The organism is Streptomyces sp. NPDC056480 (assembly GCF_042795405.1).
GTDB lineage: Bacteria > Actinomycetota > Actinomycetes > Streptomycetales > Streptomycetaceae > Streptomyces.
In genome coordinates this window covers 46,509-62,040 of record NZ_JBHTSA010000031.1, presented here as the reverse complement: position 1 = coordinate 62,040, position 15,532 = coordinate 46,509, and the positions used below count along the sequence as shown (strand labels likewise).

9 protein-coding genes and 1 pseudogene are annotated in these 15,532 nt (G+C 74.9%); 4 read left to right on the top strand and 6 right to left on the bottom strand.

Annotated elements, in window-relative coordinates:
- Positions 1-24 precede the first annotated feature (24 nt).
- The 5 genes from ACFQ79_RS16500 to ACFQ79_RS16480 all read right to left on the bottom strand — a co-directional run bounded on the left by ACFQ79_RS16500 (position 25) and on the right by ACFQ79_RS16480 (position 8,875).
- Positions 25-2,694 (bottom strand): DUF6493 family protein, encoded by a 2,670-nt coding sequence (locus ACFQ79_RS16500; RefSeq protein WP_383583755.1) that lies wholly within the window; start codon positions 2,692-2,694, stop codon positions 25-27.
- 191 nt (positions 2,695-2,885) lie between these two features.
- Entirely contained in the window at positions 2,886-4,295 is a 1,410-nt protein-coding gene (locus tag ACFQ79_RS16495; protein WP_383583753.1) for an SWIM zinc finger family protein, read from the bottom strand.
- 104 nt (positions 4,296-4,399) lie between these two features.
- The gene (locus ACFQ79_RS16490) at positions 4,400-5,989 is read right to left on the bottom strand and encodes an alkaline phosphatase D family protein (RefSeq protein ID WP_383583751.1); all 1,590 of its coding nucleotides are present in this window, start codon (positions 5,987-5,989) and stop codon (positions 4,400-4,402) included.
- 187 nt (positions 5,990-6,176) lie between these two features.
- A complete protein-coding gene (locus tag ACFQ79_RS16485; RefSeq protein WP_383583749.1) occupies positions 6,177-7,727 on the bottom strand; it encodes a PLP-dependent aminotransferase family protein in 1,551 nt (516 codons plus the stop codon).
- 116 nt (positions 7,728-7,843) lie between these two features.
- Positions 7,844-8,875, bottom strand: coding sequence for a saccharopine dehydrogenase family protein (locus tag ACFQ79_RS16480; RefSeq protein WP_383583747.1), 1,032 nt, complete (start codon positions 8,873-8,875; stop codon positions 7,844-7,846).
- 109 nt (positions 8,876-8,984) lie between these two features.
- On the opposite strand from ACFQ79_RS16480, the gene ACFQ79_RS16475 reads away from it, so the two are divergent.
- Positions 8,985-10,064 carry a helix-turn-helix domain-containing protein gene (locus ACFQ79_RS16475; protein ID WP_383583744.1) on the top strand — a complete coding sequence of 360 codons (1,080 nt, stop codon included), beginning with the start codon at positions 8,985-8,987 and terminating at the stop codon, positions 10,062-10,064.
- A 117-nt stretch (positions 10,065-10,181) separates the two neighbouring features.
- On the opposite strand, the gene ACFQ79_RS16470 is transcribed toward ACFQ79_RS16475, so the two are convergent.
- Positions 10,182-10,820 (bottom strand): TetR/AcrR family transcriptional regulator, encoded by a 639-nt coding sequence (locus tag ACFQ79_RS16470; protein WP_383583742.1) that lies wholly within the window; start codon positions 10,818-10,820, stop codon positions 10,182-10,184.
- Positions 10,821-11,009: 189 nt separating this feature from the next.
- On the opposite strand from ACFQ79_RS16470, the gene ACFQ79_RS16465 reads away from it, so the two are divergent.
- The 3 genes and pseudogenes from ACFQ79_RS16465 to ACFQ79_RS16455 all read left to right on the top strand — a co-directional run.
- Positions 11,010-13,409: an MMPL family transporter gene (locus tag ACFQ79_RS16465; RefSeq protein ID WP_383583740.1), complete on the top strand. Its 2,400-nt coding sequence runs from the start codon at positions 11,010-11,012 to the stop codon at positions 13,407-13,409.
- A gap of 321 nt (positions 13,410-13,730) precedes the next feature.
- Positions 13,731-14,366, top strand: coding sequence for an LmeA family phospholipid-binding protein (locus tag ACFQ79_RS16460; protein WP_383583737.1), 636 nt, complete (start codon positions 13,731-13,733; stop codon positions 14,364-14,366).
- Between the two features lie 328 nt (positions 14,367-14,694).
- Positions 14,695-15,531 (top strand): annotated as a pseudogene (locus ACFQ79_RS16455) (EamA family transporter); the annotation flags it as partial.
- Position 15,532 lies beyond the last annotated feature (1 nt).

Genomic DNA, 15,532 nt, shown 5'->3' with positions numbered 1-15,532 from the left:
CCATCTAGCGGCTTAAAGAACGATTCAGACCGTTTCTGTCAAAGGCTGATCGGCCCCCCGGCGGAGTGCGCCCGACAGCCGCTTCGCCTGGACGACGAACTGCGAGGCGCTCCGCGCCGAGGCCATCGCGTCGAGCCCGGCCACCTCGCCCCGGGCCCCGCACCGCTCCACACAGTCCGCCGCGACCGCGAGCACCTCGCCCAGACCGCGCACCGGCTTCTCCGTGCCGAGCAGCTCCGGCAGCAGTGGCTCAAGGACCGCCCAGACCGTGCCGTACGCGCCCGTGGCGGCCGTCGTCCGGAGCGCGTCCGCAAGCCGGTTCGGCTTCACCGAGCCCTCCACGACCAGCCACGCCAGCTCCGTGCCCAGCAGCCGGGCGTCCAGATCGCCCCGCGCCGCCAGGACGAGCAGCGCGTCCACCGCGCGCAGCCGGTCGTCCGCGTCCTGACAGCCCAGACCGAACGCCACCGCGAGATGGACGGCCCGGCCGACCGGACCGCCCGCCTCGGCGATCATGGTGAGCGGTTCGGTCACGCCGCGCTGGTCCGCGTCGGCCGCCGAAGCGAGGGGGGACAGGACGCACGCCGCCACGAACTCGCGGTCCACCGGCAGCGCCGCGGCCCAGTGCGCCCGCGTGTCCAGCCAGTGGTAGCACTGACGAGGAGTCACCCGCGGCTCGCCGCCCAGCCACCGGAAGGCCGCCGGGAACTCCTTGCGCACCGCGGGGCGGTCGGCGATCTCGACGACGATCCGGTCCGACAGCCACCACAGCGAGGCCCGGTCCTCCCCTCCGTCGAGGAACCGCACCCTCATCCCCAGGGGTTCCCAGGCCCGCAGCCACGCGGCGAGCCGCCGTCCCGCCCGCGTGCCGAGCGCCTCGGCCTCCTCGGCGGCCCACCCGGCCGACGGATCCCGGCGCCCGACCCGCAGCAGCGCCTGGGCGAAGTCGGCCGGAGCCGGCTCGACGCCCGCCTCCCGGTAGCCGCGCAACCGCTCCACCAGCACCACCGGGTCGATCTCGCCCGTGTGCCAGGTCGGTACGGCGAGCAGGAACGGCAGCGCGTCCGTGCCGATCAGGTCGGCGGCCTCCCACAGGCGCGCGTCCAGGATCCCCGACAACGCGTCGTGGTGGCAGACCTTCCGGTTGTTGCCCTTCGCCCGCCCGGCTGTGATGCGCCCCTTCTGCAGGAGTCCCAGCAGACCAGCGAGTACCACCTCCGCCCCCTGGTTGTAGTGGGTGAAGAAGTGCGAGTGCGCCCACGGCCCCGTCGCGAACGCCTCCCGCACCGCCGCCTCAAGACCCGCCCTGTCCCGTCGCGCGAGCCGCACCAGACCGTCGAGCATCCGCTCGAACGCCGCCGGATCCTGCTGCAGCCCCCGCGTCAGCAGCTCCTCCACCAGCTCCTCGACCGTCGTCGCCGGGGGAGCCACCCGCTCCCGCTCCGGGACCGGCGGCAGGATCTCCTCGTACGGGACCCCGGACTCCACCTCCAGGTCGTTCCCGAACAGCGCCACGGCCGCCGGACGGTGCACCGGACTCAGCAGACCGGCCTGCTCGGCCAGCTCACGGCGTACGGAGGCGTCCACCGCCGCCGCATGACGGCCCACCAGCTTCAGCGCCCGCTCCTGGATCGTCGTGTCCTCGTGCCCGAAGGCCTCCGCCACGGCCGGCAGCAGCTCCGCCACCGCGCCGGGCTCCCGCGCCAGCACCTTCCCGACCAGCGTCAACTGGGCCCGCACCAGCTTCTTCTCGGTACGGAACAGCACCCCGCCCGTCATCTCGGCCAGCGCCCCCGCCGACAGCGCGCCGTCGGCGGCGAGGCCCGCGAGGACCTCCTGCGCGTACCCCGCGACCGGGGACGGCGCGTCGGCCGTCATCCCGATCCAGTCCGGGATCCGCTCCCTGCGCTCGTCCGCGCTCGGCTCGACGAGCCGCAGCACGTCCAGCGGGAAACGCAGGTCCCGGGCCCGGCCGCCGCGCAGCAGCCGGGAGACACACAGGTCCACGACCTCGGCCCGGTCGAGCACGCCCTCCGTGACGAGCGCCTCGAGCGCGGTCGGCCAGTGCGTCGGCGCCTCGGGGCCCACCGACCAGGTCAGCCGGTCGGGCGTCTCGGCCATGGCGAGCGCGTGCGGCACCAGGACCCGCGTGTGCGAGTCCTCCCGGAGCCGCTCCAGGAGCCGCGAGTCGGTGATCTCCCGCGTCCACGCGAGGACATAGCCGTCGGTGGCGGGCACCGCGCACCCGGAACGCTCCACGAGCCCGCGGATCAGGCCGTAGCTGCTCTCCGCCACGGCCGGCCGCGCCGCGAGCCGCTGCGCCACGTCCGCCGTCCACACCGGATCCCGGTCGGCGAGCACCGACAGGACCAGGGTGCCGTCCTCGGAGCGCCAGCTCAGCAGGTCGCGCCCGCCGAGCCAGGTCGCCGTCGCGGCCGCGCCGGTCTGACAGCCGGCGCCCGCCACGTACAGCGCGCGCCGCACGGCGGTCGCCTCGTTCCACCGCTTCCAGTCCCAGGCGCGCACCTCGGAGCGCAGGGACTTCAACTGCCCGAGGGCGGTCTTCCGGGCGGCGGCGTCCAGCGGCTCCAGGAGCGCCGGCACCTTGTGGGCGCGGCCCGCGCGCACCTCCGCCAGCAGCTGCTCGACCGGGGTGCGTCCCTCCGTACCGACCGTGCGTCCCTCTGTCCCCACCGTGCCCCCCTCCGCACCGCCCGTGCCTCGTGCGCCGCCGCTCGTGCTCGCCGCGCCGCTTGCCGTGTCGTTCCCCGCCCCACGCACCACGGCGCTCCTCACCTTGGTCATCATGCTGTCCATCACCCTGTTCACCAGGCTGTTCCCCACCTCGGTCCCCCCACCGTCCACCGTCGTCCCGGCGCTCCCCGTCATCGCGCCGCTCCGGCGACCGTCACGCCGTCGTCCCCGGCAGCGACGGGCTCGGGCCTCGCGCCCCGCCGTACCATCCGGACCGCGAGCGCGTGCTTGCACGGGCCGCGCCGGCCCCGGTAGTCGGCCCACCACTGGCAGGTGCAGCTCAGCACCCCGTCCGACTCCCGCACCCGGTAGCGCCGTTCGCCCGAGGCCACCGTCGCCAGCTCCCCTTCGACGGTCACCGCGCCCTCCGCGACCAGCCGGCGGGCGCTCACCAGACGCGGGTTGTGCCGCTCGGCGCGGTCCGCGTCGTACGGCAGCTCACGGTGGAAGTAGGCCGCGTCCGCCACGTCGTACCCCACGCGCCCCGCCGTGCCGAGCCGGGTCAGGGCCGCCCGCACCCGGTCGATCGTGAGCCCGGCCTGAGCCGCCAGGTCGGCCGGGTCGATCCGCGGCTCCCAGGCGAGCAGGACCGCGACCAGCTCGGCGTCCTGCGCGGCCTCCTCCGTCGCGAGGGCCTCCAGGACCCCGCCCTCGCCGGAGAAGCCCCGCGCGGGGTCGGGCGACAGCGTCAGCGTGAGCCGCATGCCCGGCAGGACCACCTCCCAGGCGCTCGCCGTGGGCAGGGTGCCGTCCGGCACGGGCCCGTACACCCGGAGACCCGTCGCGTGCCGCAGCACCCGCTCCAGGGCGACGAGCCGGTCGGGTCCCGGCAGACACACCGCGCCCGCACCGGGCCGGGTCGTCGGCCGCAGGGTCCGGCCGGACTGCGTGATCCACATCGGCCCGCGCCCACGGGCCTGGTTGCGCGGCAGGGACCTCAGGAACCGGACGGCCTCCGCCGCGCTCAGCTCGGCCCGCAGATCGAACCGGGCCGAGGCGACCTGCGCCTCGGCGAAGCCCCGCAGCCAGCGGTCCGGCAACGGGACCTTCTTCTCCACGACCGCCCCCGCGAGCGTGGTCACCGCCATCTCCTCAGGACCCACCCTGAGGTGCAGCGGATCGTCCCCCGTCATCCGCGACAGCGCCTCGCGCAGCGGGTTGTTGACGTCGACGTTGGTCGTTCCGTGCCCCGTCTCCGTACCGCCCAGCCCCTCGTCGAGGACGTCCAGGCGCGCGTACACCCCGCCGCAGCCGGAGAACGACTCGAACCGCAGCCGGTCCCCGTTCCCCGTCACCACCGGGTCGAGCGACCCCGGCCGTATCCGCTGGTGGTAGCGGGCCGCGGCCACGTCGGCGACCGCCAGCAGACCGCGGGCGGCGACCTGGGGCGAGGCCAGGAAGCCGGCGAAGAAACGGGGATGGGCCTCGGCCCCCCGGGGCGTGAGACCCCGCGCCGTCTCCAGACCGAGCAGCCGGCCGGAGCCCGTGGACTCCAGCGCGGAAGGGCGGACATAGGCGAGTGCCTGTACGGATCGCGTCATGGAAACGACGTTAGGACCCGGCACTGACAATCACCGGGGAGCCGGTGCCCGTCCGGCCGTCACGACCGCCGGGCACCCGCTCCCGCACCCCTTCCGACCAGGCGTCACTGCCCGACGCGACCCGGCCGCAGCACCTTGCTGAACAGCACCGTCCCGCCCTCCGCCCGCAGGCGGACCGTCAGTTCCCCGCTGTGGCCGTCGATGTCGACCTCCCCGAAGTACTGCGGGGTCTCCATCGGCGACAGGTTGGCCCGCTCCGGCGCGCGGACGAACACCCGCTCCGGGCCGAACGTCGCGTCCAGCGCGTTCGCCGGGAAGCCGCCCGCGGCCAGCGGACCGGACACGAACTCCCAGAACGGCGCGAAGTCCTGGAAGGCGGCCCGCTCCGGCGCGTAGTGCTGCGCCGACGTGTGGTGCACGTCCGCCGTCAGCCACAGCGTGCCGGTGATCCGCCGGTGCTTGACGAACCGCAGCAGCTCCGCGATCTGCAGCTCACGGCCGAGCGGCGCGCCCGGGTCGCCCTGCGCGATCGCCTCGATGTTCGTGCCGTCCGGGACGACCAGGCCGAGCGGCATGTCCGCCGCGAGCACCTTCCAGACCGCGGTGGAGGCGGCCAGCTCCCGCTTGAGCCAGGCGAGCTGCTCGGCGCCGAGGATGCCGGTGGTGTCGTCGGCCTGCCGCCCGGGGGAGTTGGCGTTGCGGAACGAGCGCATGTCGAGCACGAACACGTCGAGCAGCGGACCGTACCGCACCACCCGGTGCATCCGGCCCTCGCGACCGCCCCCGCGCGCGTGGAGGGTGGACACCGGCGTGTACTCGCCGAACGCGCGCAGCGCGCGCGAGGCGAGGACGTCCACGTCCTTCTCCGTGTAGCGCGCGTCGTCCAGGATCTGGCCCGGGTACCAGTTGTTGCGCACCTCGTGGTCGTCCCACTGCGTCACCGTGGGCACCTGCGCGTTGAACGCCCGGACGTTGTGGTCGAGGAGGTTGTAGCGGAAGTTGCCCCGGTACTCGGCGAGGGTCTCCGCGACCTTCGACTTCTCGGGCGTCGTGACGTTCCGCCAGATCCGCCCGTCGGGCAGCGTCACGCTCGGCTGGAGCGGTCCGTCGGCGTAGATCGAGTCACCGCTGCACAGGAAGAAGTCCGGGTCGAGGCGGCGCATCTCCTCGTACGCGCGGAAGCCGCCGATGTCCGGGTTGATGCCCCAGCCCTGCCCGGCGATGTCTCCCGACCAGAGGAAGCGGACCCCGTCCCGGCGCCGGTCCGGGGCGGTACGGAAGGTGCCGACGATCCGCTCGCCCGTCCGGCGCGGGTCGTCCGGGTCGGCGAGCGTGACGCGGTAGTGGATCTGCTCGCCGGCGGGCAGCCCGCGCAGCGCGGTGGTGCCGGTGAAGTCCGTGCCCGCGCCGATCAGCGGCCCGTGGTGGCGGCGCACCCGCCGGAACGACTCGCTCGCCGAGGTCTCCACGACCATGCGGGCCGGCCGGTCCGAGCGCACCCACACCAGACCCGAGGACGTCGTGACGTCGCCCGTCTGCACACCCCACTCGGCGCGGGGCCGGCCCGACAGGGCGAACGCCGGCGCGGCGAGACCGGCACCGCCGAGCGTGAGCGCCGCCGACGCGGCGAGCGAACCGCGCAGCACGCTGCGGCGGGCGGGGGAGGGGGAACTGCCGGGTACGGACTGGGACATGGAAGAGCCTCCGAGGGGTGTCCGGGCGGGGGCGGTGCGTCGCCCCATGCCTAACGGCCGGGGGCGGCGCCCACACGAACCCCGCGTGAACACTCGCGCGAGGGCCCGCCGCGAGCCTCTGGCGTCGGGCGTGCGAACGGATCGCCTCAGCCCCGGCGGACCGCGCCGTGTACGTGAACGGATCGCCTCAGCCCCGGCGGACCGCCTCCGCCACCCTGCGTATCCCGTCCGTCAGGACGGGCGGCGTCAGATGCGCGTATCCGATCACGAGCCGTACGTCCCCGTCCCCGGGCCGCGCCGTGCCGTACTCCTCCAGGGGCCGCAGCGCCACCCCCGCCTCCGCCGACCGTGCCAGGAACCGTTCCGGTGGCCCGTAACGCCCCGGTACGCGCGCGATGACGTGCAGTCCGGCGGCGATGCCGCTCACGCAGGTGCCCGGCAGGTGCTCCGCGAGCGCCGACAGGAGGGCGTCCCGCCGCTCCCGGTAGGCGCGTTGGCAGCGGCGCAACTGCCGGTCGTACGCGCCCCGCGTCACGAACTCGGCGAGCACCGCCTGGTCGAGCACGGGGTTGCCCAGGTCCATCGTCCGCTTGCGCTCGACGACCTCGGCGAGCAGCGCCTCGGGGACGAGCATCCAGCCGAGCCGCAGACCGGGCGCGAGCGACTTGCTGACCGAGCCGGCGTAGACGACCCGCTCCGGGTCGAGTCCCTGGAGGGCGCCGACGGGGGCCCGGTCGTACCGGAAGTCGCCGTCGTAGTCGTCCTCCAGGACGTGACCGTCCACCGCCCGCGCCCAGTCGAGCAGCGCGGCACGGCGCTCCGCCGACCAGCTGATCCCGGACGGGAACTGGTGCGAGGGCGTCACCACCACCGCCCGTACCCCGGAGGCGGCGAGCGGCTCCGGCCGCAGCCCCTCCTCGTCGAGCGGCAGCCACACCGTGTCCAGACCGGTCGAGGCGAAGAGCCGTCCGTGTTCCGGGCTGCCCGGATCCTCGATGCCGATCGCGTCAAGCCCCCGCGCCCGCAGCACGAAGCCGAGCAGCGTCGACGCCTGCGCCACTCCCGAACACACCACGAGCCGCTCCGGATCGGCCACCACGCCCCGGCGCCGGGTCAGCATCCCGGCCAGCGCCTCCCGCAGTTCGGGCAGCCCGCGGGGGTCCGGATACCCGAGGGCGGGGTGGGGGAGTCGCGCGAGCACGGCCCGCTGGGCCGCCGACCAGGCGGCTCTCGGGAACAGCGACAGATCGGGTGTCCCGGGGCGGAAGTCCACGCGGACGGCGGGCGCACCCGCCCCCGGTGCCCGCGCTGCCCGCGTGTCAGGGTCCGGGTTCCGGGCGACGGCCCCACGCGCGCGCGTGGCCGGGTCCGGACCTTGGGAAACGGCTGCGAGGGCCTCCTCCGTCCGCGTACCGCCGCCCGGATCCCGGACCGCCCCACGCGCGGGCGTGCCGCCGAGCCGGCCCCTCGCCGCGTCGCCCACCCACGTGCCCGCGCCCCGGTCGCTGCGCAGATAGCCCTCGGCGGTGAGCTGTTCGTACGCCTCCGTGACCAGGCCCCGTGAGACGCCCAGATCGGCCGCGAGCGCACGGGTCGAGGGCAGTCGGGTCCCGGCCGCGAGCCGCCCCGAGCGCACCGCCTCGCGCAGCGCCTCCTGGAGGGCCCGGCCGCGTCGGCGCGCCGGGGCCGCGGCGGCCGGCAGGAGCAGCTCCCAGGCGGCCTGTCCGTGGCTCCTCATGTCCGTGCGGCCCCTCTCCTCGTCCCGCGCGCCGGGTGGTCCCGGCCGAGGCCCATGATGCCGCTGACGCCGCGCCCCGAGCGGATCGGGACCGGTCCGGTCCGGTGGCGGGCCCGTCAGCGGTACAGGTCGAAGGAGATGTGCGGTGCGAGGGCCCGGAGGAAGTCCGGGGCGTCGAAGACCTCGCCTGCCGAGGCGACACCGGTCGTCCGCGTCCGGCCGGTGAGGATCCGCCCGACGGCCTCCACGGCGAGCGGCGCGCTGACGGCGTAGATGTCCTGGCCGACGGCCACGGCCCGGCGTTCCGCGTCGCCCGAGCGGACGACGACGTCCACGAGGAACGTCTGGTCGGACCGGCCGGCCCCGTCGACCGCGGCCGGTGCCGACGCGTCGGGCGCCGACAGGTCCCGGGCCGCGTCGACCGCCATGTAGGTGCGGACCTCGGGCACCTTCAGATGGCTCGGGACGGTGACCACGTCGGCCATCGTGAACTCGCCGATGACGGGCCGGGGACCCATCGGGGCCGGGAAGGGCCACTCCTGGACCGTGAACGCGTCGTCGTGGTACTCCAGTCGACCCCGGGTGAAGCGGACGTGGCGGCCGTTCCGCCGCTCCCGGGAGACCTTGCCGGCGGCGAGGGTGCCGGCGGTGGGGTGCCAGCTGCTCAGTCCGTACGCGATGTGGGCCTCGTCGGCCGACGCCCAGTCGCCCATGGCGGCGGTGGCGAGCAGATCGCCGAGGCCGCCGTAGAAGGCCATCGCGGGGACGATCACCGTGCCCGCCGCGCGGACCCGGTCCGTGAACCGCTCGAACGTGTCGACGTTGGCCTCGATCTCGGCCGCCACGTCCACGTACGGGATCCCGGCCCGCAGCGCCGCCTCGATCACGGGGGCGCCGGTCACGGCGAAGGGCCCCGCCGTGTTGATCACGGCCGCCGCGCCTTCGAGCGCGCGGTCGAGCGCCGCCGGGTCGTCGGCCGACGCGGGCCGCACGTCGAGCCCCGGACGGGACTCCGCGAGGGCCCGCAGCTTGTCGGCGTCACGGCCGACGGCCACCGGGACGAACCCGCGGGCGAGCAGCTCCGCCACCACGAACCGCCCGGTGTGTCCGTAGGCGCCGAACACCGCGACCGTGAGCCCCGTTTCCATGACTTCTCCCTGCTCTCGTACGACCCGAACCGTTCTCCTGGGGCAATCCTGGCCCCGGCCGCCGTCACGCACGAGTGTCCGGAACGACGCCGTGCGTACAATTACGGACATGGACGCGGACCTGAGGACGGACCCGAGCAACGCCCCGAGCAGGGACCTGAGCGTCGTCGCCCTCGCCGTCACCGAGGGGATGCGTCAGTTCGAACTCTCCGTGGCGTACGAGGTCTTCGGCCCGCCCCCGTCCGCGGTGACCGGCCCCTGGTACGACGTCTCCCTCTGCGGACCGGCCGACGTCCGGATCGGCCGGTTCCGGCTGGAGCCCGACGGCGGTTTCGACCGGCTGGCGCGGGCCGGCACGGTGATCGTTCCCGCCCTCGCCGAGACCGACGAGGCCCCGCCCGCCGAACTGGTCGACGCGGTGCGGGCGGCCCACCAGGCGGGCGCGCGCGTGGCTTCCCTCTGCACGGGCGCGTTCGTGCTGGCCGCCGCGGGCCTGCTCGACGGACGGCGCGCGACCACCCACTGGGCCCACACCGAGGAGCTCGCCGCCCGCCACCCCCGGGTGGAGGTCGATCCGGACGTGCTCTACGTGGACGACGGCCGCGTCCTCACCTCGGCGGGCAAGGCCGCCGCGATGGACCTCTGCCTGCACCTGGTCCGCCTCGACCACGGCTCGGCCGTCGCCAACACGGTCGCCCGCAGCCTGGTCGTTCCCCCGCACCGCGCGGGCGGCCAGGCCCAGTTCGTCACCACCCCCGTGCCCGCGCGCGACGACCACCCGCTCGGCGACCTGCTCCCCTGGGTGATGGAGCGGCTCGACCAGCCGCTGACCGTGGACGACCTGGCCCGCCGGGCGCGGATGAGCTCGCGCAATCTCGGCCGCCACTTCCGGTCGGTGACCGGAACCACCCCGCTGCAGTGGCTGCTGACCCAGCGGATCCGCCATGCCCAGGAGTTGCTCGAGTCCACCGACGACAGCGTCGAGGGCATCGCGACCGCCACCGGCATGGGCACCGCGACGACGCTGCGCCGACACTTCAACCGCACCGTCGGCGTGCCCCCCGACACGTACCGCCGCACCTTCCGCGCCCGTGCCCGCACCGGCCCGGACGGCGGCGGCTGTAGCGCCGCATTCGGAATGTCTCCCTCCGGCCCGGTGTCCTCGGCCGCCGGCGACCGTCTCCATTGAGGCCGACACCCTTTGTCTGCAGCTGAGCGCCTCGGCGATCCGAGGCGCTCGGCGAAGGGCGAGGCCGCTGGGACGACCGCGTCACCGGCCCACCGTCTCCACGGCACGCCGGGGTGGTCAGGCGGAGTCGTCCCGCAGGGCCGGGGCGCGGCCGCCCGGTGGGTCGGCGGCGGCGAGCAGGTTCAGCACGGTGGCCTCCATGGCGTGCCGCGCCTGTTCGGCGTCGAGTCCCGTGGACCGCCAGTGGTGCCAGGCGCCCCACGTGGTCACCGCGTCCAACCCGTCGGCCAGGTCCCTGCGCTGCCGGGCCGGGAGCCGTTCGAGTTCCTCGGCGAGCACTGCCTCCAAGCGCTCGCGGGCATCGCGGAAGGCGTCCGCGGTGACCTGACGGATCCGTTCCGAGGGGTTGTCCATGCGGATCATCGCCAGACGGGCCGGGGTGATCCATTCGAGGATCCGGGAGCGCTGCTCGACCAGCGCCGCGACCCGTGCCTCTCGCGGCCCTTCGGTGGACAACGGCCTTATCTGCGCCGCGAGTTGTTCCAGCCGGCGGGTGATGGCGGTGTCCACGAGCTGGGCCATGTCGGCGAAGTGATGGAACACCGAGCGGCGCGAGACGCCGGCGTACTCGGCGACCCGGTCGGCGGGGAACTCCGTCATGCCCTCGTCGAGCAGGGCGAGCAGCGCGTCGGCGATCCTCTCGCGGGTCTGCCGACCGCGCTCGGTCCGGCCGTCCTTGGTCCCGGCGGGTGACATGCCGGGCCGCCGGCTTTCCCGCGCACCCTGCTCCGGCTCTTGTCCCCGCCTTTGCCGGTCCTGCTCCTCGCCCTGCCGTTCCACCTGGGCCCCTCTCTCCGATTGACATTATTGCACTCCTAGTGCAAACGTAAATCTGCACTCGGAGTGCAACTTCATTCGTGGATCCGTGGAGGGGTGCGCAGCACGATGTTCTTTGCCCTGGGCCGATGGTGCGCCGGCAGACCCGTACGCGTGCTCGCCGTGTGGGCGGCCGTGGTGATCGCCGCGGTGGCAGCCGTGGCCCTGCACGGCCGCGTCACCACCGAGGCCGTGGTCATCCCCGGCAGCGACAGCCAGGCGGCCCGGGACGCCGCCGAGACCCTCCCCGGACCCGCGTCCGGCAACCAGCCGATCGTCCTGCATACGACGCCGGACGGCCCGGAGTTGACCTCCGCGACCGCGCGGCGGGCGGTGGAGGCGGCCGCGGCCGACGTGGCCGCGGCGGACCATGTGGTCGCCGTCGCCACGCCGTACGGGCCCTCGGGCGGCGCGGCCATGAGCGCGGACGGGCACACCGCCTACCTGTCCGTCGGCTTGGACGTGACGGGCCGGGACATCACCCCTGAGATCAGCGAGGCCGTGCTCTCGGCCGCGGAACCCGCGCGACGGGCGGGCATCGAGGTCACGGCAGGTGGCGACCTCGCTGCGGCCGTCGACCGGCGGTCCACCGCGCACAGTGAGCTGATCGGTCTCGCGGCGGCCGCAGTGATCCTCTTCCTCACACTGCGCCGAATCCTCGCGGCAGGGCTGCCCCTGCTGGTGGGGGTCCTCGGGCTGGTGGTCTCGCTGTCGGTGATCGGGCTGGTGGGTCACCTCCTCGACATGCCCTCGTCCGGGGCCACCATCGCGGCGATGATCGGCCTCGGCGTGGGCATCGACTACACCCTGTTCTGCCTCACGCGCTTCCGTGGACTCCTGACGCGGGGTCACGGAGTGCCGGAGGCGGTCGGGCACACCACGGCGAGTGCCGGCAAGGCCGCCGCCTTCGCCGGCGGCGCGGTGGCGGCGGCGCTGGCCGGGCTGGCGCTCGGCGGGCTGCCGCTGCTGTATGCCCTGGCGCTGGCCCCCGCCATCGCCGTACTCGTCGCGGTCCTGGCCGCCTTGACTCTGCTCCCGGCCCTGCTCGCCCTGCTGGGTCACCGCTTGGGTCACCGCACGGGCGGACGCTGCGGGGGCAGGCGGGCCCAGGCGAATCCCGCGGCGAATCCCGCGGCCACGAGGCCCACGCCGGGCCCGGCGGATCCGATCGCTTCGCCCGCCGTTCGCTCCGCGTCAACCGGCGCCGAACCCATTGAACAAGTCGAGCACATCGAGCACATCGAGGGCGCCATCGACGTCACCGAGCCCGCGCACGCGCCTGCGCGACGGATTGCCGCGCACGTGGCCGACCGGCCCTGGCGCTACCTGCTCGCGAGCCTGGTCCTGCTGGCCGTCCTGGCAGCGCCGGCCGCCCGGTTGGCATTCGGCCAACTCGACGCGGGCGACAAGGCGGCCGGCACGGCAAGCCGCACCGCGTACGAGCAGTTGGCCGAGGCCTTCGGACCGGGCGCGAACGGCCCGGTCCAGGTGACCGCGACCCTGCCCACCGCGGCGGAGGGCCCCTCCGATCACCGCGTCGCCCCGGTCACCGAGGCACTCGCGCGGACCCCCGGGATCGAGGCGGTGGGCCCGGCACGCATCGGCCCGGGCGGCCGTACCGTCCTCTGGCAGGTCACCCCCACCACCGGGCCCGGCGACCGGCGGACCGTCGCCCTCGTGGAGCACCTGCGCGGGACCACCCTGCCCGAGGCCACCGCGGGTACGGGGGCCGTCACCCACGTGGGCGGGCCCACGGCCGCCCAGGCAGACCTGAACGCCCGGCTCGCGGACCGGATGCCGGTGGTCATCGCCACCGTCGTCCTCGTCGCCGGGCTGCTGCTCCTGCTCGCCTTCCGCGCGCCCGTGGTCGCGGCCAAGGCGGCCGCCATGAACCTGATCTCGGTCGCGGCCTCGTACGGCGTGCTGACCGCGGTGTTCCAGTGGGGATGGGGGGCCGACCTGCTCGGCCTCGACGGGCCGTTGCAGATCCCGGGGTACGTCCCGCTGCTGATGTTCGCCGTGCTGTTCGGGCTCTCCATGGACTACGAGGTGTTCTTGCTGACTGCCGTGCGCGCGTCCTACCTGCGACACCGCGACAACCGGCGCGCGGTCGTGGAGGGGCTGACCGGTACGGCCGGGGTCATCAGCTCGGCTGCGCTGATCATGCTCTGCGTGTTCCTGAGCTACCTGCTGTCCGAAGACCCGGTGGTCAAGATGTTCGGGATCGGCCTGGCCGCGGCGGTGGCCCTGGACGCCACCGTCGTCCGCGGCCTCCTCGTCCCGACCAGCATGGTGCTGCTCGGGTCGCGCAACTGGTGGCTGCCGGCGTGGCTCGACCGGATCCTGCCGCGCGTGGACATAGAGGGCACCCCCACACCCGCCCCGCGCACGTGCGACGACACGGCGGAGCCCGCGGCCCGACCGCACGAGGCAGCCGGTTCCCGAGCCGACCGCCTTCCCGCACCCTGATCCGCCCGCGTCGCGACCGAACCCCCGAACCCCCGAACCCCCGAACCCCCGAATCCCCGAATCCCCAACCCCGACCCGACCACCTCCGCCAATCCACCCCGCCCCGCCCCGCCCCCACCCCGCTCCCACCTCGCTCCCACCCCGCCCCCGCCCCGCCCCCGCCCCGCCCCTGCTCCGACCCGACCCCGAGGTACCGACCCATGCCGTTCCGCCCCCCCGCACGCGCCCGCGTCCCCACCCGCCCCCGAGCGCCGGAACCTACGCAGGGGCCGCACTGGCCGCACTGGCCGCCCGAGCCGCCCGTACCGGCGGATGGCGGTCGTGACCGTCCTCGTGGGCGCCCTTCTGCTCACGGCCGACGCCCTGGCCCGCCGGCTCGGCGAAGAGCGGTTCGCCGACCGGATCTCCGCCCGTCAGGGCGGTGGTCTGACCTCGCCGGGGGTCACCATCGACGGCCATCCGTTTCTGTTGCACGCCGCCCGGGGGCACCATCCCAGGGTCCGGGTATCGGGTGATGCCCGAACGCCCGACGGCATCCCCGTCAAAGCCGAAGTCGACCTCCACCGGGTGTCCGAACAGCCCGGCGGCTACGCGGCGGACTCGGTCGACGCCGCGTTCACCGCACCGTTCGACGCGCTCGGCACGGCCGGCGACCGGGAGATGCGGCTCTCCGACGCCGGCGGCGGCCGGCTGCGGATCGAGAGCGGCGTGCTGGGGATGCCCCTGGTCATCACGGCCGAACCCCGCCTCGACGCGGGCGTCGTCACCCTGCACGCGGACAGCGCGACCCTGGCCGGCCGCACGCTCGATCCCACCGCCCCCGCCATCGCGGGGGCCCTGTCCCGCGAGCACCGGCGACTGCCGCCGCTCCCGCTGGGCCTGAGGCCCACCGAGGTCACCGTAGGCCCGGACGGGATCACCGCCCACGCCGAGGCCCGCCGGGTGAACCTCACCTGACCCACCGCCCGGTGGCCCGCCCGCCCGACCGCCCGCCCGCCCGCCCGACCTCCTGCCTTGGTGCAGCTGCCTGATGGGGGTGGCCCGACAGGACCGCGCGGGCCCGGGAGTCCGGGACCAACGGCGACCTTCCCGGTCGGCCGCGCGGCACCGCCTGAGTGGACAGGCACCCCCTGCACATCACCCATGACAACGGGCGGAGAACGGGACACCGGAGACAAGAACCCACGCCGGCGCCCCGGACGACCGCATCGGCCCGAAGTGGTCCCCGATGGCGTGACAGAAGTGGACCTTAACCGGGGCCGCGCGCCTTCCTAGCGTCGGAGGCATGAACGCGAACGCCCTCCGCGGGGTCCTCCTCGTGACCCTCGCCTACGCCCTCGTCGGCGCCTCCTTCACCGCGAACAGCCTCCTCGGCGACTACCCGTACGCGGGCGGCCAGGCCCTGCGCTACGGCGCCGCCTGTCTGCTCCTGCTCCCCCTGCTGGGCCGCGGCGCGCTCGCCCCGCTGCGGACCCTGACCGCCCGTCACTGGCTGCGGCTCGCCACCCTCGCGGGGGTCGGCATGGTCGGCTTCAACCTGGCGGTCCTCGCCGCCGAGCGGACCGCCGAGCCGGCCGTGCCCGGCGTCCTCGTCGGCTGCGCCCCGGTCGTCGTCGCCGTCCTCGTCCCGCTGACCGAGGGCCGCAGGCCCGCCCCCGCCGTGCTGTACGGGGCGCTGCTGGTCGCCGCCGGTGCCTTCACCGTGCAGGGCTGGGGGCGTACGGACCTGGCCGGCATCGGCTGGTCGGTGGCCGCGCTCGCGGGCGAGGTCGGCTTCACGGTGCTGGCCGTCCCCGTCCTCCGGCTGCTCGGGCCCAAGCTGCTCACGGCGGTCGTCTGCGGGGTCGGCGCGGCGGAGGCGGCGCTCGTGGGCCTGATCGTGGACGGGGCCGGTCTCGTCCGGATGCCGACGGCGGTGGAGACGGGCGCGCTGATCTGGCAGGCGGCGCTCGCCACCGTGGTCGGGTTCGTCCTCTTCTACATGGGTGTCCAGCGGGTCGGCATGGAGCGCGCCACCCTCTTCACCGGCGCGATCCCGGTCGCCGCCGCGCTGAGCGCCGTCCTGGTCGCGGGCGCCGGCTTCGGCCTCCCGCAGGCGGTCGGCAGCCTGCTGGTGGGGGCCG

What these genes read in the sequence shown, in the direction of transcription:
- ACFQ79_RS16470 (WP_383583742.1), bottom strand. Translation starts at nt 10,820, where the DNA reads ATGTCACCCGCCGGGACCAAGGACGGCCGGACCGAGCGCGGTCGGCAG.
- ACFQ79_RS16485 (WP_383583749.1), bottom strand. Translation starts at nt 7,727, where the DNA reads ATGAGGAGCCACGGACAGGCCGCCTGGGAGCTGCTCCTGCCGGCCGCC.
- ACFQ79_RS16475 (WP_383583744.1), top strand. Translation starts at nt 8,985, where the DNA reads ATGGACGCGGACCTGAGGACGGACCCGAGCAACGCCCCGAGCAGGGAC.
- ACFQ79_RS16465 (WP_383583740.1), top strand. Translation starts at nt 11,010, where the DNA reads ATGTTCTTTGCCCTGGGCCGATGGTGCGCCGGCAGACCCGTACGCGTG.
- ACFQ79_RS16490 (WP_383583751.1), bottom strand. Translation starts at nt 5,989, where the DNA reads ATGTCCCAGTCCGTACCCGGCAGTTCCCCCTCCCCCGCCCGCCGCAGC.
- ACFQ79_RS16495 (WP_383583753.1), bottom strand. Translation starts at nt 4,295, where the DNA reads ATGACGCGATCCGTACAGGCACTCGCCTATGTCCGCCCTTCCGCGCTG.
- ACFQ79_RS16480 (WP_383583747.1), bottom strand. Translation starts at nt 8,875, where the DNA reads ATGGAAACGGGGCTCACGGTCGCGGTGTTCGGCGCCTACGGACACACC.